A 19,992-nucleotide genomic window follows, 5' to 3' on the forward strand; every position below is an offset into this window, starting at 1 on the left:
TTCGGGCCTGTTACGCGCCCGCCGGTTACGCGCCCGTCATTCGGCGGCGCGCGCCATCGGGTTGTTGGGATGCGAGGTCCAGTTGGCATAGGGCTGCACCACCCCGCCGGTACGCGGATCGGTCGCGCCCTGCGGCAACTCGCGCATGGTGATGCAATTCTCGACCGGGCAGACATCGACGCAGAGGTTGCAGGCGACGCATTCGTCGTCCTTCACCTCGAACACCCGGCCGGGCAGCATGGCAATGGCCTGATGGCTGGTATCCTCGCAGGCGGCATAGCAGCGGCCGCATTTGATGCACATGTCCTGATCGATCTGGGCCTTGGTGGTATAGTTCAGGTTCAGATATTGCCAGTCGGTCACATTCGGGACCGCGCGCCCGATCAGGTCGGACATGGTGATCTGATGGCTGTCCAGATATTCCCGCAGCCCCGAGATCATTTCCTGCACGATCTTGAACCCATAGGTCATCGCCGCCGTGCAGACCTGCACATTGCCCGCGCCAAGCGCCATGAACTCGGCCGCGTCGCGCCAGGTGGTGACGCCGCCGATGCCGCTGATCGGCAGGCCGCGGGTTTCGGCCGACCGCGCGATCTCGGCCACCATGTTCAGCGCGATGGGTTTCACCGCCGGGCCGCAATAGCCGCCATGCGCCCCCTTGCCGTCGATGGTGGGTTCCGGCGCGAACAGGTCCAGATCGACCGAGGTGATGCTGTTGATCGTGTTGATCAGGCTGACCGCGTCGGCGCCGCCGCGTTTGGCGGCCTCGGCCGGTTTGCGGACATCGGTGATGTTCGGGGTCAGTTTCACGATGCAGGGCATGCGCGAGTATTGTTTCACCCAGCGCGTCACCATCTCGATATATTCGGGCACCTGACCCACGGCGGCGCCCATGCCACGCTCGCTCATCCCATGCGGACAGCCGAAGTTCAGCTCGACCCCGTCGGCGCCGGTATCCTCGATCTGCCCCAGGATGGTTTTCCAGCTATCCTCGTCGCAGGGCACCATCAGGCTGATGACCAGCGCTCGGTCGGGATAGTCGCGTTTGACCTGCTTGATCTCACGCAGGTTCACCTCCAGCGGGCGGTCGGTGATCAACTCGATGTTGTTCAGGCCCAGTACCCGGCGGTCGGCACCGTAGACCACGCCATAGCGGGGGCCGTTGACGTTGACGACCGGCGGCCCCTCGGCACCAAGCGTTTTCCAGACCACGCCGCCCCAACCGGCCTGAAAGGCCCGGCGGACGTTCACTTCCTTGTCGGTCGGCGGGGCCGAGGCCAGCCAGAACGGGTTCGGGGATTTGATCCCGATGAAATTCGAACGCAGATCAGCCATGGTTTTCCCCCATCAGCTTGGCGTGAATGTCTTCGGCCGCGTCGCGGCCCTCGGCCACGGCGGTGACGGTCAGATCGTCGCCGCCCGCCGCGCAGTCGCCACCGGCCCAGACGCCGGCGACGCTGGTGCGGCCCGGGCCGTTGATGGCGATCTTGCCGCCTTCCAGCACCAGACCATCGGGCATTTCGCTCAGCCGCTGCCCGATCGCGCGGAACACCTGATCGGCCTTGAGCCGGAAGGTCTCGCCCATGGTCAGCCTGCCGTCCGGCCCTTCGGCGGTATAGGCGAACTCGATTTCCTGAACCGCGCCGTTGCCGTGAACCGCAACCGGCGCGGCGTTGGTGATGATCCGCACGCCCGAGCCGGTGGCGTGGTCCTGTTCGTGCTGGCTGGCCGACATGCGATCCTGCCCGCGCCGATAGACGATGGTGACGTTCTGCGCGCCCAGCAGCCGGGCCTGAACGGCGGCGTCCACGGCGGTCATGCCGCCGCCGATGACCACGACATCGCGACCGATCGGCAGGCTGGCCAGATCGGCGGCCTGACGCAGTTCGCGGATGAAGGCGACGGCATCGGCGACATTCTCGCGTTCCTCGCCCTCGGCGCGCAGCGCGTTCACCCCTTGCAGCCCCAGACCCAGGAAAACCGCGTCATAATCGGCCCGCAACTGATCCAGCGAAAAGTCGCGCCCCAGCGCCTTGCCGGTTTCCAGCGTGATGCCGCCGATAGCCAGCACCCAATCAACCTCGGTCTGCGCAAAACCATCCGGGGTCTTGTAGCTGGCGATCCCGTATTCGTTCAGGCCGCCGCCCTTGGGCCGGGCATCGTACAGGGTCACATCGTTCCCCTTGGCCGCAAGCCGGTGCGCGGCGGCCAGACCCGCAGGTCCGGCGCCCACGACGGCGATCCGCTTGCCGGTGGCGGGGCCGCGCTGGAACGGATGCACGCCGCTTTCGATGATCGCGTCGGTGGCGAAGCGTTGCAGCGCCCCGATCTGGACCGGCTTGCCCTCGGCCGTTTCGCGCACGCAGGCCCCCTCGCACAGGTTTTCGGTGGGGCAGACGCGGGCGCACATGCCGCCGAGGATGTTCTGGTGAAAGATCGTCATCCCCGCCGCGTCGGGCGTACCGGTCGAGATCTGGCGGATGAAAAGCGGGATGTCGATGGATGTCGGGCAGGCTGTCACGCAAGGCGCGTCATAGCAGAAATAACAGCGATCGGCGGCGACCTGCGCCTCATGCGCCTCGAGGGCGGGCGCGACATCGGCGAAATTCGTCTCGTAATCGTCTGGCGACAGGCGACCCGCCACCACACCGGGCGAAAGCTGGCTGTTGGCCACGTAGACCTCCCTGAGCTGGCTTCAATAACCCAAGGCTGGCACGGTTCAGGTCGTTTGGCAAATTTTTTATCAAATGGTCAAACATTAATGCGCGGCATTGCCCGCGCCATGCCCGGAGCCGGCTGGGCGGGCAACGTCAGGTCCACCCGCAGCCCGCCGAGATCGGATTTGCCAAGCGACAGCCCGCCGCCGTGCAGCGCCGCCAGATCGGCGACGATGGCCAGCCCAAGCCCCGAGCCCGAGGCGGTTTCATCCAGCCGCGCGCCGCGCGTCAGGGCGCGGGCGTGATGCTGTGGATCCATGCCGGGGCCGTCATCCTCGACCGTCAGGATAAGCTGTTCCTGCTTGGCCGGCCGGGCCGAGATGCGGACCTGCGTACGGGCCCATTTCACCGCATTCTCGGTCAGATTTCCGACCATCTCCTCGAGGTCCTGATGGTCGCCGGCGAAAAACAGATCAGCGGGACAGTCGGTCCGCGCGGTGACGCCCCGGTCGCGCATCACGCCGCCCAGCACCATCAGGATGTCGCCCGCCACCTGCGCCACCCTGGTGCGCTGACCCAGCAGCCCCGGCGCGGCGGCGCTGCGCGCGCGGCGCAGATGCCAGCCGATCTGGCGCTCCATCCGGGTCAGAAATGGCCGGGCTTCGTGGCCGTCGGGCAGGCTGTTCAGCGCCGCGGACAGCGGGGTTTTAAGCGAATGGGCAAGGTTGCCGACATGTTCGCGGGTCCGGGTCAGGACCTGCCGGTTATGGTCCAGAAGCGCGTTGACCTCTTGCACGACGGGGGCAAGCTCGGTCACTTCGGCGGGGGGAAGGTGATCGGCCGAGCCGGCGCGGATGGCGGCGATACCGTGCCCCAGCCGGGTCAGCGACCGCAGCCCCGCCGTCACCTGCACCAGACTGGCCAGCGCCAGCCCGATGCCGAGGATCAACAGCGAGGCGGCCAGCGGGCGCTGCACCGCGCCGATCTCGGTATCAATCTCGGATTGCGGGGCGGTGACCAGAACCGAAAGAACCTCGTCGCTTTCCGGGACGGTATAGGTACGCTGAAGGACCCGCATCGCGGCACCGTCGGGGCCGGTGCCGGGGCCGCCGGTGAAATCGCCGTCCGGCGCGTTCAGCACGCTGTCGAACAGGCTTTCCGACCGCGCGATGGGCACGCCATTCGCCTGGACCTGCCAATACCAACCCGACAGCGGCGCCTGATAGCGCGGCCCCGAGGGCGCCGGGCCAAGCTGGGCCAGCCGGTTGGCGTCGCCGGTGGTCGCCGCGATCAGCGATTCGGCCATGGCGGCGCTTTCACCGTCGATCCGGCGTTCGACAAAGCGTTCCAGCACCAGCCCGATGCCGAACCATGCCGCGATCAGCGCCACGCCAAGCCACAGCGCCGCCAGCCCCAGCAGACGACCGCGGATCGACCCGGGCAGCGGTGATTTCATCCGCGCGACGCCCTGCCGGCCGCGACCGGCTGGCCCAGACGATAGCCCTCGCCGCGGATGGTCGAGATCAGGCCCTCGCCGACCTTGCGACGCAGCCGGCCGATGACGACCTCGATCGAACGGAAGTCACGGTCCGAGGCGGCATCATAAAGATGGTCGGACAGTTCGGTGCGGCTGACCGTCCGGCCCCGGTGATGCATCAGATAGGTCAGGATCCGCGATTCGAAGGCCGTCAGTTTCAGCGGCGCGCCGTCGCGGGTGATGACGCCCAACTGGCTGTCAAGCGCCAGCGCGCCTTCGCGGATCACCACCTGCGCATGGCCCGCCGCACGCCGGACAAGGGTCTGGGCGCGAATGACCACCTCTTCCAGACGAAAGGGTTTGACGGCGTAATCATCGGCGCCGGCGCGGAAACCCGCGACCTTGTCGCTCCAATCGCCGCGCGCGGTCAGGATCAGGACCGGCATGGTGATACCGGCCTCGCGCCAATGGGTCAGCACGTCGATACCCGGCATGACCGGCAAGCCAAGGTCCAGCACGGCCACATCATAGGTTTCGGTCGCGCCCAGATATTCGCCCTGTTCGCCGTCCGTCGCCCGGTCGACGACGAAACCGGCGTTGCCAAGCGCCTGCGCAAGCTGATCGGAAAGGGTTGGGTCGTCCTCGATGACAAGACATCTCATTACTTCGGTCCACCTGTTCACCTGTTCGGCGCGATTCGGGCCTTGATCTGCCCCGCGCCCGCCACGTCGAGAAATCGGCCGGTCCGTGCATCCAGCCGGATCGACAGCACCGCCCTGTCCGGCGTGATCCAGCGGATGCTGAGTGCCGCGCGGACCCCCATTTCGCGCTCGGCCGGGGTCGGCGGGACATAGGCCGCGCGCAGCATCCGCCCTCGATACCGCGAGGCCACGATCGTCGCGACCTCATGCAGCTCCAGTTTGCTATGTGCGCCGTGCATCTCAACCGGCTGCGGGGGCGGACCCTGCCGCCAGCCAAGCGCCCAGACCGTCGCACCGGCCACGATAAGCACAAGCAACAACAAGCCGATAAGGTTCCGGGCGCGACGCGACATGACCGCATTCTATGGCAGTAACCCAAACAAAACCCAAACGGCATATTGGCGATACGTTGTGGTTGGCGCTGCTAGACCGATTCGGGATGGGGCAGTTCGAGCATCAAGGCGCCCCGCAACAGCAAAGGAACTATAGAATGAAGGTCATGCCCAAACTTCTTCGCCACGTGGGTACCGGCGCGCTGATCGCGGCCCTTGCCCTGCCGCTGCCGCTGATGGCGCAGACGGCGGCGCCGGATGCGCCGGCGCCGACGCAGACCGCGCCGACGCAAACCGCTCCAGCCGCACCCGCTCCGGCAACTCCCGCACTGGCCGCGCCTGCACCCGCGCCGTCACCGGCCCCCGCACCGGCCGATACGGCAGCCCAGCCGGTCAAACTGCCGCCGGTGCTGGAAAGTGCCGGTCTGACCAATGTCACCTCGCGTGAGCGGGACGGGCTTACGATGATTCGCGCCCAGCTGGACGGAAAGCCGTTCGGCGCAGTCCTCAACGGTGACGAGATCGTCGGCCTGCGCACCCCGCCGGATGTGGCGCTGCCTCAGGCGCTGATCGACGCGGTTATCCCGCAGGTCGTGCGCGATCAGGCGCAGGTCTCCGAGTTCGCCCGGATCAACGGTGTCGGCGTCCGCGACGGTGAATTCGGATTGATGGGCACCGATTCCGCCGGTGAGTCGTTGCGGGTCCGCTTCTCGGCCGATGGCAAGCTGCAAAACCTTGATCGCGGCGATAAAAAGCACGGCGGCGACGACAAGGGCTGGCGTCGCGGCAAGGATGATCGCAAGGAATCGCATGGCAAGGGCGGCGATCACGGCGACCGCAAGAAAGGCAAGGATCGCGGGCCGGACGGCCGGCGTGGTCATGACGGCGGCCCGAACGGTGGTCCGAACGGGGGGCCGGGCGCTGGCCCCGCGGCCGGAATCTCGGTCGATGAGGCGCGCAAGATTGTCACCGACGCGGGTTACACCGATCTGGGTGCCGTCGGCAGCATCGCGAGATCGGTCCTGATCGACGCGGTCAACCCGAACGGCGAGAATGTCCGGGTCGAGGTCGGCCCCGACGGTAGCGTGATCCGCGAAACCGCGCGCTGATTTCGCGGGCAACCCGAGCGGAAACTTCGGCGCGGCCTTCGGGTCGCGCCGTTCAGCTTTCCGGGCCGCTCAACGCTCGATCACCATCACGCCGTTATCTATGCTGACCCGAACAAAGCGCGACAGAAAGGACATGCCCAGCAGCGACTGGCCCAGCTCTCCCTGCGTCACCACGGCGGGGACGTTGGTATCGCTGATGTCGCCAAGCGTCAGCCGCGCGATGGTGACCTGCGCCGTGGGGACCGCGCCGTTCGCCGTCATCGCGGTGCCGTAATATGCCAGATCGTCCGGCTCGATCCCGATCCGGCGCGCGTCGGCATGGGACAGCACGATGGTCGAGGCGCCGGTATCGACGATGAATGTCACCGGCTGTCCGTTCAGGTCGGCCGTCAGACGATAATGGCCGTCGTTGCCCTGCGGAATCTCGACCCGGCCGCCTTCAAGCGTGATCTGGCGCGGCGAGACGGTGTTGCTGATCTGGTCCCAAAGCCCCGCCGCCGCGATCACGCCCAGAAAGATCAATAGCCATGCCAGCGCCTGACGGATCGTCTGGCCGGGACGGGTGCGCATCTCGACCACCAGAAAGCCGCCGACGGCAATCAGAAGCAGCGCGAAATAGGCGACGTTCATCCACAGATCGGACATGGTTCAGCCAGCAGTCCCTTGAAACAATGCGGTTCCCAGCAATCCGTCGAGAATGAACTGAACCGACAGCGCCGCCAACAGCATTCCGAACAGCCGGGTCAGGACGATGATCCCGGTGCGCCCCAAAACCCGCGCCACGCTGCTTGCGATCTCGAACAAAATCAGCGCCAGCAGCAGAACCGCCGCCATGATCACATGGATCATCGCGACATGGCCCCAGCCGTCGTCGCGCCCCACAAGCAGGATCATCGTCGCAAGCGCCCCGGGACCGGCCAGAAGCGGTGTCGCCAGCGGAAACACCGATGGGTCGTGGGGTTCGGGTGCGGTCTGGCCCTCGCGTCGTTCGGTCCGGCGCTCGAACAGCATGTCGAAGGCGGTCAGAAGCAGCAGGATCCCGCCGGCAATGCGGAATGCCGGCAGCGAGATGCCGATGCCGTAAAGGATCTTTTCGCCAGCGAGGCCGAAAAGCGTCAGCAGGACGAAGGCCACGCAGACCGCGCGCCAGCCGACGCGGCGGCGCTGGCGGTGGGTCATGTCGCCGGTCAGCGCCACGAACATCGGGGCCAGACCGACCGGGTCGATCACCACGAACAATGTCACGAACGCGGTTATGTAGGGGGTCGGATCCATGGCCTGTTATGACCTGCCGCAGATGGCCTGCCAAGCACCCCCGGGCACGGTCCGTCGCGAAAGCCGGCCGATGGTGGCGTCCGGGCCGGATATCACATAATCGGGCTTTGCATTCGGCGCGGCAAGCGCCTAAATGAAGCCCGCAGGCGGGAGAAAACCCCGCGTAAGGGAGCAGACAATGCTAAACAATATTGGTCTTCCTGGCCTTCTTCTGATCGCTGTGGTGGTTCTGGTGCTATTCGGCCGCGGCAAGATCAGCTCACTCATGGGTGAGGTCGGCAAGGGAATTACCGCCTTCAAACACGGCGTGAAGGACGGCACCGACGAAATCGAGCGTGATCTGGAAGAGAAAAAGGCACGCGAAGCGGCGGGTGAACTGCCCGGCGACCTGCCCGGTCAGCGCGCCCGTGACGTGACCCCGGTCGAGCCCAAAGACAAAGCCTGAGCGGCCGCCGCAGGAGCATCGCAGCATGTTGGACCTCGGCTGGAGTGAGCTGCTGCTGATCGGCGTCGTGGCGCTGATCGTGATCGGCCCCAAGGACCTGCCGCACCTGTTCCGCTCGCTTGGCCGCATCGTGGCCAAGGCCCGGTCGATGGCGCGCGAGTTTTCGGCGGCGATGGAGGATGCGGCGAAATCCTCGGGGATCGAGGATGCCACCAAGACCATCAAGGACGTGAAATCGCTGACCTCGAAGAAAAGCCTTGGTCTGGATGCGCTTGACCGCGCGACCGAGCGGTTCGAGAAATGGGACCCGAAAATCCCGACGGCAAATGCCGGTGCCAAGCCGGATCCGGGCAGCAGCGGACCTGAATCGCACCCTGCGTCGGCCGAAAGCCCGGCCGCCGCGACCAGCGTTGCATCGGCGCAAGGCGCTTCGGCGCCGGCCTCGACCCCCGCCCGGACCCCAGCGGCGTCGACGGGTGCCGGATCGGGTGAGCCGGGCGCATCCAAGCGCCGCATACATGCCGTTCGGCGCAGGGACAGGGAAGACGACTGAATTGGCCAGCCCGAAACGACCCGACGACGAAGAAATCGACAACAGCTCGGCGCCCCTGATCGAGCATCTGGCCGAGTTGCGCACCCGCCTGATCTGGTCGGTGCTGGCCTTTGTCGTGGCCATGATCATCTGCTTTACGGTCTGGAACCCGATCTACAATTTCCTGACCCGTCCGATCTGTACGGCTCTGGAAGGGCGGGGGCAGGATTGCGGCCTTATCCTGCTGAAACTTCAGGAAGGGTTCTTTGTCGCCATCCAGATATCGTTTCTGGGCGGCTTCATCCTGTCCTTCCCGATCATCGCCTATCAGCTTTGGCGCTTTGTGGCGCCCGGGCTTTACCGCAATGAAAAACAGGCGTTCCTGCCGTTCCTGATCGCCTCGCCGGTGATGTTCTTCCTTGGCGCGGCCTTCGCCTATTACGTCATCCTGCCGATGGCCTATGATTTCTTTCTGGGCTTCCAGCAGGGGCCGCTGGCGTTGCCCGATGATCCGGCCGCGGCGACGGCAGGCAAAAGTCCAATGGCGGCGATCGTGTTTCAGGGGTCGGTCAGTGAATATCTGTCGCTGACCACCAAGTTCATCCTTGCCTTCGGCCTGTCGTTCCAGCTTCCGGTCCTTCTGACGCTGATGGGCAAGGCCGGTCTTGCCAGCGCCGACGGCCTTGCCAGCGTCCGCAAATATGCGGTCGTGGGTATCCTGATCATGGCGGCCATCGTGACCCCTCCCGATGTCGTCAGCCAGGTCGTGCTGTTCTCGGTCATCTATGGCCTTTACGAAATCTCGATCCAGCTTGTCCGCCGCATCGAGAGAAAGCGCGAGGCCGAGCTGCGCGCCCAGGGCCTTTGGGTCGAGGATGACGACAAGGACGTCGAGGCCGGGACCGAGAAATGACCGATGACGCGCTGACCCGCATCGCCTCCGCGCTGGAGCGGATGTCGCCGCCGCCCGCGCCGCCGCCCAGCTTTTCCGAAGCGACGGCCTATATCTGGCGCCCCGACCCCGACCGGCTGGAGCCTGTCGCAACCGTGTCCCGCGTCGATCTGGTCCAGTTGATCGGCATCGACCGGGCGCGCGACACGCTGCTGACCAATACGCTGCAATTCGCCCGTGGCCATGCGGCGAACAACGCGCTGCTTTGGGGCGCGCGCGGGATGGGAAAATCCTCGCTGGTGAAGGCGGTGCATGCCGCCGCGCGGGCCGAAGGGCTTCCGCTTATCCTGATCGAGGTCGCGCGTGAGGATCTGGATTCGGTGTCCCGTCTGCTGGCGATTCTGGCGCGTTCGGACCGGCGTTTCGTGCTGTTCTGCGACGATCTGTCCTTCAGCCACGATGACACGCAGTACAAAAGCCTGAAGGCGGTTCTGGACGGCGGCATCGCCGGGCGGCCCGAAAACGTGATCCTTTATGCGACCTCGAACCGGCGCCACCTGATGCCGCGCGACATGATCGACAACGAACGCTCGACCGCCATTCACCCCGGCGAGGCGGTCGAGGAAAAAGTTTCGCTTTCGGACCGGTTCGGGCTTTGGCTGGGGTTTCATCCCTGCTCGCAGGACGAATATCTGGCCATGGTCGCGGGCTATTGCGACGCTTACGGTCTGCGCATCGACCCGGACGAAATGCGCGCCGAGGCCATCGAATGGCAGGCAACGCGGGGCGCGCGGTCTGGCCGGGTGGCATGGCAGTTTTTTACCGATCTGGCCGGGCGTCACGGCATTTCGCTGAATCCGAAAGACCAGTAACCAAATTTCAACCAGTTGCAGGGATGCTTGGCGAAAGCAGTCGCGACTCGGGGTTGAAAACACATGCAGACGGTTCAGCACGGGGAAGACCCCGACGGCGGCGATGCCGGCCGGCCGGCCGCGTCCGTCACCGGCGCCGCTTCGCCGGGTGATAAGGTGCTGATGTCCCTGATCCGGCGGCGAAAGCCGGCAGTCGCCGCCGATCAGGCGGCTGCACCCGTCACCGCGCCGCGTCTGACCCCCGAACGGGGCATCGCCACGGCCATCGCCCGGGCCGCGCAACAGATGTTCGGGCTGCCGGTTCTGGCGCGGTCGATCCGCGTCGAACATGTCACGCTCGGCGATCTGCCCGAACTTATTCCCGAACGCGCCCTGATCTCTCTGGTCGAGGGGGCGGCCGAGGCGCTGGGCTGCGTGACGCTTGATCCCGACCTGACCGCGGCGCTGATCGAACAGCAGACCATGGGTCGTCTGACCTCGGGCGGGATCGGACCCCGGCGCGCGACCCGCACCGATGCCGCGATGTGCGCCGATTACATTTCGGGGACCTTGCAAGCGATCGCGGTCGCACTGGCGCCCCTGCCGGACGGGGGCTGGGCGGCCGGCTATCGTTATAGCACCTGGCTGGACGACCCGCGTCCGCTGGATCTGATGCTGGAGGATGTGGTCTATCGGCTCGTCCGCGCCGAATTGCGGCTGGGCTTGAGCGGTGACCGGAGCGGCGCGATCATGATCGCGCTGCCCGAGGTCGAGGCCCCGAGCCAACAAGCCCTGAGCCAACAAGCCGCGACCCAACAGGTGCTGGCCCAACAAGCGTCGACCGGGACGGGGCTTGCGGACGCACCGGCAGTTCAGCTTGGCCAGCAGATCAGGGCGGCCGTCGCGCAGGCGCCGATTTCCCTGAACGCCGTCCTTTGCCGCCGCAAGGTCCCGTTTGCGCTTTTGCGGCGGCTGGTGCCGGGCGACGTCATTCCGCTGGGCAGCGAGCTTCTGAACGGCGCGCGGCTGGAAACCCAAAGCGGACAGGTGATTGCCGAGGGCCGGCTGGGCGAACGCGAGGGCTGTCACGCTTTGCGCCTGCGTGCTGTCGGGACGGCGACGGGGGCAGAGGTGACGGGGGCAACGACGGGGGCAGAAGCGGCGGGGGCAAAGGCGGCCGGGGCGGGGACCGGCGTCGCGTCAGGCGTCCCGGACCTGCGCGCGGCACGCGATGAAACCACCCAAGGCCCGGGTCCATCGTTCGTCGGACATGATGCGGCATATGAGGCCGAGATGGCGCCGCCGCCGGCTCACCTACAGACCGGCCGGTCCCTCGGCGCCAAAGGCGCAACCGGCGGCGCGCAGATCGAGCCGCCCATCGCGGATCTTGCCCTGCGCGATCCCTTTCGCGCCCCCTTTCGCGATGATGCCAATGCCGAGGATGAGCCGGTCCCGGCACCCGTCTTGCCGATGAACCTGTCGGTCGGTTAGGTGCCCGGAATCGCGCGTCACGTCCATTTCTTCGTTTCCGCTTGAAAATCCTGCGTGCAGGACGCATTTAGGGCGCGCCCCCGCAAGGGCGGCGATCCGCTTTAATGGAGTAATCATGGCCAAGGAAGAAATGCTCGAATTCCCCGGCGTCGTGAAGGAACTCCTGCCTAATGCGACGTTCAGGGTCGAGCTGGAAAACGGCCATGAGATCATCGCACATATGGCGGGAAAGATGCGCAAGAACCGCATCCGTGTTCTGGCCGGCGACAAGGTTCAGGTGGAAATGAACACCTATGATCTGAGCAAGGGGCGGATCAATTACCGCTTCAAGTAATGCGGCAACCGCCGTGGTCACCTCGGTCGCACCGAAAGATGTGACGCGGCTGCCGCTGATTCTGGGCTCGGCCAGTCCCCGGCGGCTGGAACTGCTGCGCCAGATCGGCATCGCACCGGATGAGGTTCGCGCCGCCGATATCGACGAAGCCCCCCGGCCGCAGGAAATGCCCCGCGATTACGCGCAGCGCATTGCCGGGGAAAAACTGTCCGCGATATTGGCCGCATCGCCCCCGAACCGCGGCATCGTGCTGTGTGCCGACACCGTCGTCTATGCCGGTCGCCGTATTCTGGGCAAATCCGCCGATGTGGCAGAGGCGCGCCGGTTTCTGCGGCTGCTGTCGGGCCGGCGGCACAAGGTGGCGACCGCCGTCGCCGTCGCCTCGCCGACCCACCGCATCGCCCGGCTGGTCGAGACCACGGTCCGGTTCCGTCCTTTGACGGACGCGGAAATCGACGGCTATATCGGAACGGACGAATGGCGGGGGAAGGCCGGCGGCTATGCCATTCAGGGCGCGGCCGCCGCGTTCATCCCCTGGATTCAGGGATCGTTCAGCGCCGTCGTCGGGCTGCCGCTGGCCGAGACGATGACGATGCTGCGCGCGGCGGGCTGGAAGGAACGGACCGGAACATGAAGGGCAGGCAGGTCATATTGGGCCGGCTGAACGGCGCCGAGGCGGCCGCGCTGACGGTCGATGGCCGGTTGGAGGATCTGGTCCTCGACGCCTCGGCCCTTGCGGGATTGCCGCCCGGGGCGATCTGCCGCGGGGTCGTCGATCGGCTGGTGAAAGGGCAGGGCGGGGTCTTCCTGCGGCTGCCCGATGGCCTGCGCGGTTATCTGCGCGACCGCAGCGGCCTGTCCGAGGGACAGACGATCACCGTGCAGGTCGCCGGCGTGGCCGAGCCCGGCAAGGCGGTTCCGGTCACCTCGCGGATATTGTTTCGCGGCCGGCACAGCATCGTCACGCCCGATGCGCCGGGCATCAATGTCTCGCGCCGGCTGCAGGACCCGGGCCTGCGCGCCGATCTGATCGGCATCGGCGAGGATGCGCTGAACGGCTGGCGCGCGACTGAAACAGCACCCGGCATCATCATGCGCAGCGCCGCGGCCGAGGCCGATCCCGGCGACATTCGCGCCGAACTCGTCGCGCAGCTTGAGCTGGCGGCGGCGGTTCTGGGCGATCAGGCCAAGGGTGCCGAACTGCTCGTGGACGCGCCGAGCCCGTGGGAATCGGCCTGGCGCGACTGGGCCGACCCGGCGCCGGGCGCGATCGAACAGTCGGATGATGCGTTCGACATTCACGGTGTCAGCGATGCGATCGCCGAACTGACCGATCCGCGCGTCGCCCTGCCGGGGGGCGGTGCGATGTATATCGAGCCGACCCGGGCGCTGGTCGCGATCGACGTCAACACCGGCGCCGATACCTCGCCCGCCGCCGCGCTGAAGGCCAATATCGCCGCCGCGCGGGACCTGCCGCGCCAGCTTCGGCTGCGCGGTCTCGGCGGCCAGGTCGTCGTTGACTTCGCGCCGATGCCGAAACGCGACCGGGGCACGCTGGAGCAGCAGTTGCGCACCGCGTTCCGCAACGAGGGCGCGGAAACCGTGCTGACCGGCTGGACCGGCCTTGGTCTTTACGAACTGACGCGCAAGCGCGACCGTATGCCCCTGGCCCGGCTGTTGGGAGGCGCCTGATGAAGCCCTGTCCGATCTGCGGCAAGCCCTCGACCCAGGCATACCGGCCGTTTTGTTCGCGGCGCTGCGCCGATGTGGATCTCGGGCGGTGGTTCAACGGAACCTATGTCCTGCCGGGGAACGAACAGCCCCCGACCGAGGACGAAAACTAAGCCGCGCCACCGCTCCACCCGGGCCGATTTTCGCACTGGACAGCACCGCGCCCCTCGTCTAACAACGCCACACCCCGGCAAAGGCGTTTGCCTTGCCGCTTGGGCCCAGATAGCTCAGTTGGTAGAGCAGCGGATTGAAAATCCGCGTGTCGCTGGTTCGATTCCGGCTCTGGGCACCATAATCCCGCCGACATGACAATGACCGATCCCCGCAAATTTAGGGGAGGCCTCATCGCGCGCCCGGCGGCCATGCGAATCATTGCCTTGGCGGCATGACCGGGCCCCGCGAGCGCCGACAGCGGAAAGCGCAGTTTCGGAGGGGCCGCGCATTGCTCGCCGCTGGAAGTGGTCGTCGTGCCCTCGCGCGTTCAGGATACCCCCGCATATGGCCGGGAAGCGCCTGTCATGCCCGGCCCCGGTCATCATCGGTACACCCACGGCAGGACGGGGTTCTTGAAGTATGAGATCGTCGGGAACCGGCGCTAGCCGGGTGGGCGAAAGATCTTCGCCACCGGCCTCAATATGGGGTCGATCCGTGATGCGGGTTGTGGGGGCGTCAAAGGGCAGCCCGGACAGGGCGATGACGTGGAACGACCCTCGGTTGCCGCCTTGGCGGCGCTGCCGGTTTTCGCGGCGGGCCTTTCGCGAGATGCGTTGCCCGAATCGAGGCGCCCGAGAGGATGCAGCCGGACCCGCCCGGCACCGTTATATCATTCCCGGATCGCCTTGTGATCGCGCAGGATCCGCAGCAGGGTTTCAAGACAGATCAGGCAATGCCGGCTATGGCCGCCGGCCCGGAATTCAGCCAAGAATACCCCGAACAGGAGATTCAGGATGCGCAATTATCAGGCTGCGGCCAACCGCTATCAGGGTGATATGGAATACCGCCGCACCGGTCGAAGCGGCATCGACCTGCCCGTCATCTCGCTGGGGCTTTGGCAGAACTTCGGCGGCACCGATTCCCACGAGACCGGCCGCGCGATCCTGCGCCGCGCCTTTGACCGCGGCATCACCCATTTCGACCTTGCGAACAACTATGGCCCGCCGCCCGGCTCGGCCGAGGAAATGTTCGGCCGGGTTCTGGCGACCGATTTCGCCCCCTATCGGGACGAGCTGATCATTTCGTCCAAAGCCGGCTGGGGGATGTGGCCGGGCCCCTATGGCGGGATCGGCGGCAGCCGGAAATACCTGATCGCGAGCCTTGACCAGTCGCTGAAGCGGATGGGGCTCGACTATGTCGACATCTTCTATTCGCACCGCGTCGATCCGACCACGCCGCTTGAAGAAACCATGGGCGCGCTTGCGCATATGCATCGTCAGGGCAAGGCGCTGTATATCGGCATCTCCAGCTATTCACCCGAACTGACCCGCCGGGCCGCCGCGATCCTGCAAGAGGAGCGCGTGCCCCTGTTCATCCATCAGCCGAATTATTCGATGTTCAACCGAAAGATCGAGGATGGGCTGCTGGACACGCTGGAAGAACTGGGCACCGGATGCATCGGCTTTTCGCCGCTTGCGCAGGGGCTGCTGACCTCGCGCTATCTGAACGGCATTCCCAAGGATGCCCGTGCCGCGCGGGGGGCGCCCAACCGCGCCGGTTTCGGCAAGGACACGATCACCGAGGCGCTGGTCGCGCGGATCAGGGCGCTGAACGCGATTGCCGAGCGGCGCGGCCAGACGCTGGCGCAGATGGCGATCGCCTGGGTGCTGCGCGATCCGCGCATGACCTCGGCGCTGATCGGCGCGCGCACGGTCGAGCAATTGGACAACTCGCTGGGCGCGTTGGGCGGTCTGGCGTTCTCGACCGAGGAACTGGCCGAGATCGACACATACGCCAAGGATGGCAACGTCGATTATTGGGCGGAATCCAGCACGCTTTGATGGCCGGATATGGGGCGCGGGCGGGGTGGGCGTGATGCGGCGCAGCTGTTCGGGATTGTCGAATGCTGGGTTTCCGGGCTGGCCACTACCGGATTTGCATTTCTCGGCCCAGTTTCGTGGTTAGGTATACCGGAAGCTGCTGAGGAACGGGGCAATGGCCTATCCAGTTGAAATCGACCGTGTTGCGCTGCGCGTCCGCGATCTGCCGGCAATGACGGCGTGGTATCGCGAAGCGCTGGGGCTGAACGTGCGGTCGCAGGACCGATCGTCGGTCGAGCTTGGGACCGCCGACAAGACGCTTTTGGAACTGCGCGGCGATCCCGCGCTGCGGCCCGGCGATCCGCGTCAGGCCGGGCTGTTCCACAACGCTTTCCTGTTGCCCTCGCGCGCCGATCTGAGCCGCTGGCTGGCGTTCGCGGCCCAAAGCAATCTGGCTCTGCAAGGCGCGGCCGACCACGGGGTCAGCGATGCGCTTTATCTGGCCGACCCCGAGGGCAACGGAATCGAGATCTATGCCGACCGGCCGGTGTCCGAATGGAACCGCCAGGGGGACACGATCGAGATGTACACCCACCGGCTGGATCTGGACAAACTGCTGGCCGAAAGTTCGGGCGCGTGGCAGGGCATCCCGGAGGGCAGCATCATCGGGCATGTCCATTTGCAGGTCGGCGATCTGGGTGACGCTTATGATTTCATGGCGGGCCGGCTGGGGCTTACGCAAACCTATGACGCGCGCGGCGGGCTGTGGTTCGGCTCGGGCGGGTATCACCACCAGCTTGCCGGCAACGTCTGGAACAGCCGCGGTGCCGGGCGCCGCCCAACGGATATGCCCGGGCTGGATGAGGTCGTGCTGCGGATCAACGACACCGCGCGGGCGCAGATCGGCGAAGGCGCGCGGCTGGATGATCCTTGGGGGACGCCGTTTCTGCTGGAGGATGCAGCCTAGCCCGTCCTACGCGCCTCCGCGTTTGTCGCCGCGTTCCCTGACCCGCATTCCCTGAAAAGAGCGGACCGCCCGGTATGGATGCCGGGCGGTCCGTTTCATTGCGATGATCGCCGGTCGGGGGCGAGATCAGAAGGTGAAGCCCACCTTCATGCCGACGCCGATCAGCTCGTTATTGCGGGTTTTGGCGCGCGCATCGTCACTTGTTTCGGGCGAGGCGTCGCCCAGCTTGGTATAGTTGATCCCGGTCGTGATCTTCATGTTGTCGCGGGTATAGATCGCGGCCAGCGTGATGCCTTTCTTGCCGCTTGTCGGCGCCAGCGGCGACACCAGCTCACCATCCCTGCTTTCCCAGTTCACCGCGACCGATCCGGCCCAGTTTTCATTGAACTTGCGGCCAACGCCCAGCATGACGGCGGTCGAGTTGTCCAGATCGACCAGGCCTTCGCCGGTGACTTTGGTGAAGTTCTCGGGGTCGACCTTAAATTCGCTCCACTTGGTCCAGCGGATCTGACCGAACAGCAGCGTGTCGGCGGCGATGCCGGTCTGGAAGTCCAGCGCGAGCGAGGAGGGCGTCTTGACCTTGGTCTTCGAATCTCCGTTCAGCAGCGGAAGCGCCGGATAGGGACCGGGCCCATCGGGGTCGACCAGCGGGCCTTTTTCGGTCGTGTCGAACGAATGCTTGATCGCCGAGTTGTAGGTCAGCGATACCCGCGCCGCATATTCCGGGATCTCGTAAGACACCCCCGCGACCCAGCCGATCCCCACGTCGCTGTCCAGATCGACGTCATAGCCATTGACCGGCCCATAGGCCAAACCCCGCAGCTTGACGTTGCCCTCGGCGCGGTCGATGCGCAGACCGCCGTGGACGCCGAAGTTATTCTCCATCTTATAGCGCAGCAGGCCGGTCAGCGAGGTCGACTTGACCGTCACCTCGGTGCCCCCGAGTGCGATCGAGCCCTCGCCCGCGGCCGGGTTGGGGTAGGGATAATTCAGGTCGGCGCCGAACGGCTGTTCCAGAATGACCGCCCCGGACAGGCCGTTTCCGAAATCGCGCTTGTATGCCATGCCGATCGAATTGAAGCTGTTCGCCACGTCGTCGAATTCAAGGCCGCCGAACAGGCTTGCGTCGCGGCCCTTGACGGTCGGGGTCACATGCCGAAAGCTGAATTCGGCGTAATTTCCCTTCTCGAACAGCGGCTCGATATTAAAGGCGTTACGCTCGACCCCCGCGGCGCCGGCCACCGTGGCGCCGCAAATCGCGGCTGTCGTGACCATCAAGAATGTTTTCATTATTCGCTCCTCCCTCAAATCCCGAAAACTGGATCCCTGTAACAATCGGTATCACCGGCTGAAAAACCGTCAATCATCGCGACGTCGTGACGTGGCGTTCAACACAACGTTGAAAAACCGCCGTGGCGTCACGGCCACGCTTGCGGGGTTTGCGGCGGCGCTCTGGACATTCCCAGCCGGTCGTGACAGGGGAAACTGCCAAACGAACCCCGGACAAGGATGCAGCAAATGCAGATTCGTGAGGCACTGACCTTTGACGATGTTCTATTGGTACCGGCTGCGTCCAGCGTCCTGCCCGCGACCGCCGACGTGACGACATTCGTCACCCGTACGATCAGGATGAACATTCCGCTTTTGTCCTCGGCCATGGATACCGTGACCGAAAGCCGGATGGCGATCGCGATGGCGCAGGCCGGCGGCATGGGCGTCATTCACCGCAACCTCGGGATCGAGCAGCAGGCCGAGGAGGTGCGCCGGGTAAAGCGGTTCGAAAGCGGGATCGTCTATAACCCGATCACCCTGACGCCCGAACAGACGCTTGCCGACGCCAAGGCTTTGCAGGAACGCTATAACGTCACCGGGTTTCCGGTGGTCGACAATGACGGGCGGGTACTGGGCATCGTGACCAACCGCGACATGCGGTTCGCCAGCGACGACAAGACCCCGGTGCGGGTGATGATGACCGCCGACAACCTCGCCGTCCTGCGAGAGCCCGCCGACCGGACCGAGGCGATCAACCTGATGAAATCGCGCCGGATCGAAAAGCTGCTGGTGACCGACGGCAACGGCAAGCTGACCGGGCTTCTGACGCTGAAAGATACCGAAACCTCGGTTCTGAACCCGCTGGCCTGCAAGGACGAACTGGGCCGGCTGCGGGTCGCGGCGGCCTCGACCGTCGGGAATGAGGGGTTTGAACGCAGCCAGGCCCTGATCGAGGCAGGCGTCGACATGGTCGTCATCGACACCGCGCATGGTCACTCCGAGGGGGTCGGCATGGCGGTCAGCCGGATCAAGAATTTCTCGAATCAGGTGCAGGTCGTCGCCGGCAATGTCGCGACGGCCGAGGGCGCCCGGGCGCTGATCGACGCCGGTGCGGATGCGGTCAAGGTCGGTATCGGGCCCGGCTCGATCTGTACGACGCGCATTGTCGCGGGCGTCGGCGTGCCGCAACTGACCGCGATAATGGATGCGGCCAGCGCGGCGGGCGACGTGCCGGTGATCGCCGATGGCGGCATCAAGTTCTCGGGCGATTTCGCCAAGGCGATTGCGGCGGGGGCAAGCTGCGCCATGGTCGGCAGCGCCATCGCCGGGACCGAGGAAAGCCCGGGCGAGGTGATCCTGTATCAGGGCCGGTCGTTCAAATCCTATCGCGGCATGGGCAGTCTGGGCGCCATGGCGCGCGGCAGCGCCGACCGCTATTTCCAGAAGGACGCGGCCAGCGACAAGCTGGTGCCGGAAGGGATCGAGGGGCAGGTGCCTTACAAGGGCAATGTCTCGGCGGTGATTCACCAGATGGTCGGGGGCCTGCGCGCCGCCATGGGCTATACCGGCAGCGCGACCGTGGCCGAAATGCGCGGCGGCTGCCAGTTCGTCCGGATCACCGGTGCCGGGCTGAAGGAAAGCCACGTCCACGACGTGCAGATCACCCGGGAAGCGCCGAACTATCGGCTTGGCTGACGAACGGCCCCGGTCGTGCGTCAGCGCGGCGACCGGGATCGCCCTCTCGGCCGCGCCGTTCCGCCGGCGCGGCGGAAAACCGGCATTTCAGGGTTCGCCGGGATTTTCGTGAGGATCGGCAATGCCGTCGTCACCGCATCCCGGCCGCGTGGGGCGCCACGCAGATCAGGGCGGGTGTTGATGGTGACGCGAAGATAGTGCGACGAAAGCCTGTTCTGCAGGCAACAAGCTGATAATGCTTCGTTTTCGACGCTTGAA

The 19,992-nt window shown here is 65.7% G+C and carries 21 protein-coding genes and 1 tRNA gene; 14 read left to right on the forward strand and 8 right to left on the reverse strand.

Going from position 1 to position 19,992, the window contains the following annotated elements:
• Positions 1-36: 36 nt before the first annotated feature.
• The 5 genes from preA to ACFSCT_RS13625 all read right to left on the reverse strand — a co-directional run bounded on the left by preA (position 37) and on the right by ACFSCT_RS13625 (position 5,188).
• Positions 37-1,335: an NAD-dependent dihydropyrimidine dehydrogenase subunit PreA gene (preA, locus tag ACFSCT_RS13605; RefSeq protein ID WP_379143563.1), complete on the reverse strand. Its 1,299-nt coding sequence runs from the start codon at positions 1,333-1,335 to the stop codon at positions 37-39.
• A complete protein-coding gene (locus ACFSCT_RS13610; protein WP_379143565.1) occupies positions 1,328-2,674 on the reverse strand; it encodes an NAD(P)-dependent oxidoreductase in 1,347 nt (448 codons plus the stop codon). Before ACFSCT_RS13610 ends, preA begins: the two co-directional genes overlap by 8 nt.
• Before the next feature lie 77 nt (positions 2,675-2,751).
• Entirely contained in the window at positions 2,752-4,113 is a 1,362-nt protein-coding gene (locus ACFSCT_RS13615; protein ID WP_379143567.1) for an ATP-binding protein, read from the reverse strand.
• A complete protein-coding gene (locus ACFSCT_RS13620; protein WP_379143569.1) occupies positions 4,110-4,796 on the reverse strand; it encodes a response regulator transcription factor in 687 nt (228 codons plus the stop codon). The genes ACFSCT_RS13615 and ACFSCT_RS13620 overlap by 4 nt, the downstream gene beginning before the upstream one ends.
• 17 nt (positions 4,797-4,813) lie before the next feature.
• The gene (locus ACFSCT_RS13625; protein ID WP_379143571.1) at positions 4,814-5,188 is read right to left on the reverse strand and encodes a hypothetical protein; all 375 of its coding nucleotides are present in this window, start codon (positions 5,186-5,188) and stop codon (positions 4,814-4,816) included.
• 146 nt (positions 5,189-5,334) lie between these two features.
• Here ACFSCT_RS13625 and ACFSCT_RS13630 point away from each other — a divergent pair, with 146 nt between their 5' ends.
• Positions 5,335-6,276, forward strand: a complete 942-nt coding sequence (locus tag ACFSCT_RS13630) for a hypothetical protein (protein ID WP_379143573.1) — start codon at positions 5,335-5,337, stop codon at positions 6,274-6,276.
• 69 nt (positions 6,277-6,345) lie between these two features.
• Here ACFSCT_RS13630 and ACFSCT_RS13635 read toward each other — a convergent pair whose 3' ends face one another.
• Complete coding sequence (locus ACFSCT_RS13635; RefSeq protein ID WP_379143575.1) at positions 6,346-6,921, reverse strand: retropepsin-like aspartic protease family protein; 576 nt, start codon at positions 6,919-6,921, stop codon at positions 6,346-6,348.
• Positions 6,922-6,924: 3 nt separating this feature from the next.
• Positions 6,925-7,551 carry a MarC family protein gene (locus ACFSCT_RS13640; protein ID WP_379143577.1) on the reverse strand — a complete coding sequence of 209 codons (627 nt, stop codon included), beginning with the start codon at positions 7,549-7,551 and terminating at the stop codon, positions 6,925-6,927.
• Between the two features lie 178 nt (positions 7,552-7,729).
• Between ACFSCT_RS13640 and ACFSCT_RS13645 the strand changes: the two genes are divergently transcribed.
• The 12 genes from ACFSCT_RS13645 (at position 7,730) to ACFSCT_RS13700 (ending at position 16,767) form a co-directional block, all read left to right on the forward strand.
• Positions 7,730-7,996, forward strand: a complete 267-nt coding sequence (locus ACFSCT_RS13645) for a twin-arginine translocase TatA/TatE family subunit (protein WP_379143579.1) — start codon at positions 7,730-7,732, stop codon at positions 7,994-7,996.
• A 25-nt stretch (positions 7,997-8,021) separates the two neighbouring features.
• Positions 8,022-8,549 carry a Sec-independent protein translocase protein TatB gene (gene tatB / locus ACFSCT_RS13650; protein ID WP_379143581.1) on the forward strand — a complete coding sequence of 176 codons (528 nt, stop codon included), beginning with the start codon at positions 8,022-8,024 and terminating at the stop codon, positions 8,547-8,549.
• A 1-nt stretch (position 8,550) separates the two neighbouring features.
• Positions 8,551-9,441, forward strand: coding sequence for a twin-arginine translocase subunit TatC (tatC, locus tag ACFSCT_RS13655; RefSeq protein ID WP_379143583.1), 891 nt, complete (start codon positions 8,551-8,553; stop codon positions 9,439-9,441).
• Positions 9,438-10,292 carry an ATP-binding protein gene (locus ACFSCT_RS13660; protein ID WP_379143585.1) on the forward strand — a complete coding sequence of 285 codons (855 nt, stop codon included), beginning with the start codon at positions 9,438-9,440 and terminating at the stop codon, positions 10,290-10,292. The genes tatC and ACFSCT_RS13660 overlap by 4 nt, the downstream gene beginning before the upstream one ends.
• A gap of 63 nt (positions 10,293-10,355) precedes the next feature.
• Positions 10,356-11,762: a flagellar motor switch protein FliM gene (locus ACFSCT_RS13665; protein ID WP_379143587.1), complete on the forward strand. Its 1,407-nt coding sequence runs from the start codon at positions 10,356-10,358 to the stop codon at positions 11,760-11,762.
• Between the two features lie 115 nt (positions 11,763-11,877).
• Complete coding sequence (gene infA, locus ACFSCT_RS13670) at positions 11,878-12,096, forward strand: translation initiation factor IF-1 (RefSeq protein WP_036636451.1); 219 nt, start codon at positions 11,878-11,880, stop codon at positions 12,094-12,096.
• 13 nt (positions 12,097-12,109) lie between these two features.
• Positions 12,110-12,730 carry a Maf family protein gene (locus ACFSCT_RS13675; RefSeq protein ID WP_379143589.1) on the forward strand — a complete coding sequence of 207 codons (621 nt, stop codon included), beginning with the start codon at positions 12,110-12,112 and terminating at the stop codon, positions 12,728-12,730.
• Positions 12,727-13,788 carry a ribonuclease E/G gene (locus tag ACFSCT_RS13680; protein WP_379143591.1) on the forward strand — a complete coding sequence of 354 codons (1,062 nt, stop codon included), beginning with the start codon at positions 12,727-12,729 and terminating at the stop codon, positions 13,786-13,788. The genes ACFSCT_RS13675 and ACFSCT_RS13680 overlap by 4 nt, the downstream gene beginning before the upstream one ends.
• Positions 13,788-13,940, forward strand: coding sequence for a DNA gyrase inhibitor YacG (gene yacG / locus ACFSCT_RS13685; RefSeq protein WP_379143593.1), 153 nt, complete (start codon positions 13,788-13,790; stop codon positions 13,938-13,940). Before ACFSCT_RS13680 ends, yacG begins: the two co-directional genes overlap by 1 nt.
• A gap of 103 nt (positions 13,941-14,043) precedes the next feature.
• Positions 14,044-14,119, forward strand: a tRNA-Phe gene (locus ACFSCT_RS13690).
• Positions 14,120-14,774: 655 nt separating this feature from the next.
• Entirely contained in the window at positions 14,775-15,821 is a 1,047-nt protein-coding gene (gene mgrA, locus ACFSCT_RS13695) for an L-glyceraldehyde 3-phosphate reductase (RefSeq protein WP_379143595.1), read from the forward strand.
• Between the two features lie 154 nt (positions 15,822-15,975).
• Positions 15,976-16,767: a VOC family protein gene (locus ACFSCT_RS13700; RefSeq protein WP_379143597.1), complete on the forward strand. Its 792-nt coding sequence runs from the start codon at positions 15,976-15,978 to the stop codon at positions 16,765-16,767.
• Between the two features lie 126 nt (positions 16,768-16,893).
• Here the strand turns inward: ACFSCT_RS13700 and ACFSCT_RS13705 are convergent, their stop codons facing one another.
• Positions 16,894-18,057 (reverse strand): OmpP1/FadL family transporter, encoded by a 1,164-nt coding sequence (locus tag ACFSCT_RS13705; RefSeq protein ID WP_379143599.1) that lies wholly within the window; start codon positions 18,055-18,057, stop codon positions 16,894-16,896.
• 228 nt (positions 18,058-18,285) lie between these two features.
• On the opposite strand from ACFSCT_RS13705, the gene guaB reads away from it, so the two are divergent.
• Positions 18,286-19,734, forward strand: a complete 1,449-nt coding sequence (guaB, locus tag ACFSCT_RS13710; protein WP_379143601.1) for an IMP dehydrogenase — start codon at positions 18,286-18,288, stop codon at positions 19,732-19,734.
• Positions 19,735-19,992 lie beyond the last annotated feature (258 nt).

This window comes from Paracoccus pacificus, from assembly GCF_042680785.1.
Classification (GTDB): domain Bacteria; phylum Pseudomonadota; class Alphaproteobacteria; order Rhodobacterales; family Rhodobacteraceae; genus Paracoccus; species Paracoccus pacificus.

What these genes read in the sequence shown, in the direction of transcription:
- preA (WP_379143563.1), bottom strand. Translation starts at nt 1,335, where the DNA reads ATGGCTGATCTGCGTTCGAATTTCATCGGGATCAAATCCCCGAACCCG.
- ACFSCT_RS13615 (WP_379143567.1), bottom strand. Translation starts at nt 4,113, where the DNA reads ATGAAATCACCGCTGCCCGGGTCGATCCGCGGTCGTCTGCTGGGGCTG.
- ACFSCT_RS13620 (WP_379143569.1), bottom strand. Translation starts at nt 4,796, where the DNA reads ATGAGATGTCTTGTCATCGAGGACGACCCAACCCTTTCCGATCAGCTT.
- ACFSCT_RS13625 (WP_379143571.1), bottom strand. Translation starts at nt 5,188, where the DNA reads ATGTCGCGTCGCGCCCGGAACCTTATCGGCTTGTTGTTGCTTGTGCTT.
- ACFSCT_RS13630 (WP_379143573.1), top strand. Translation starts at nt 5,335, where the DNA reads ATGCCCAAACTTCTTCGCCACGTGGGTACCGGCGCGCTGATCGCGGCC.
- ACFSCT_RS13635 (WP_379143575.1), bottom strand. Translation starts at nt 6,921, where the DNA reads ATGTCCGATCTGTGGATGAACGTCGCCTATTTCGCGCTGCTTCTGATT.
- ACFSCT_RS13640 (WP_379143577.1), bottom strand. Translation starts at nt 7,551, where the DNA reads ATGGATCCGACCCCCTACATAACCGCGTTCGTGACATTGTTCGTGGTG.
- ACFSCT_RS13645 (WP_379143579.1), top strand. Translation starts at nt 7,730, where the DNA reads ATGCTAAACAATATTGGTCTTCCTGGCCTTCTTCTGATCGCTGTGGTG.
- tatB (WP_379143581.1), top strand. Translation starts at nt 8,022, where the DNA reads ATGTTGGACCTCGGCTGGAGTGAGCTGCTGCTGATCGGCGTCGTGGCG.
- ACFSCT_RS13660 (WP_379143585.1), top strand. Translation starts at nt 9,438, where the DNA reads ATGACCGATGACGCGCTGACCCGCATCGCCTCCGCGCTGGAGCGGATG.
- ACFSCT_RS13665 (WP_379143587.1), top strand. Translation starts at nt 10,356, where the DNA reads ATGCAGACGGTTCAGCACGGGGAAGACCCCGACGGCGGCGATGCCGGC.
- infA (WP_036636451.1), top strand. Translation starts at nt 11,878, where the DNA reads ATGGCCAAGGAAGAAATGCTCGAATTCCCCGGCGTCGTGAAGGAACTC.
- ACFSCT_RS13680 (WP_379143591.1), top strand. Translation starts at nt 12,727, where the DNA reads ATGAAGGGCAGGCAGGTCATATTGGGCCGGCTGAACGGCGCCGAGGCG.
- yacG (WP_379143593.1), top strand. Translation starts at nt 13,788, where the DNA reads ATGAAGCCCTGTCCGATCTGCGGCAAGCCCTCGACCCAGGCATACCGG.
- mgrA (WP_379143595.1), top strand. Translation starts at nt 14,775, where the DNA reads ATGCGCAATTATCAGGCTGCGGCCAACCGCTATCAGGGTGATATGGAA.
- ACFSCT_RS13700 (WP_379143597.1), top strand. Translation starts at nt 15,976, where the DNA reads ATGGCCTATCCAGTTGAAATCGACCGTGTTGCGCTGCGCGTCCGCGAT.
- ACFSCT_RS13705 (WP_379143599.1), bottom strand. Translation starts at nt 18,057, where the DNA reads ATGAAAACATTCTTGATGGTCACGACAGCCGCGATTTGCGGCGCCACG.
- guaB (WP_379143601.1), top strand. Translation starts at nt 18,286, where the DNA reads ATGCAGATTCGTGAGGCACTGACCTTTGACGATGTTCTATTGGTACCG.